This is a genomic window from Lysinibacillus sp. RU7, from assembly GCF_057837305.1.
Map to the genome: position 1 here is coordinate 1 of NZ_JBYQFK010000331.1, position 232 is coordinate 232.

The window sequence follows — 232 nt, forward strand, 5'->3', positions numbered from 1 at the left end:
TCAATCCTTCAGCGCATCCACGACCACGCCCTCGGTCAACAGCTGCGGCAGGATTTCCGGCTCGGCCCGGCCCGGTCGATACAGCAGATACAGCGGCACGCCCGAACGCCCATGCGCCTGAAGCTCGCGCGTGATGGCGTCGTCGAGGCGCGTCCAGTCTCCGACCAAATAGGCGGCGTTGGCCTCGGCCATGGCCCGGGCCACGCGGGGCGACGACAGGGCGGCCCGCTCG

At 70.3% G+C, this 232-nt stretch carries 1 protein-coding gene; it reads right to left on the reverse strand.

The genetic code is table 11. From position 1 onward, the window contains the following. The coding region (locus tag AC3II9_RS22600; RefSeq protein ID WP_489159025.1) for a thioredoxin domain-containing protein at window positions 1-232 on the reverse strand (232 nt) is incomplete at its 5' end.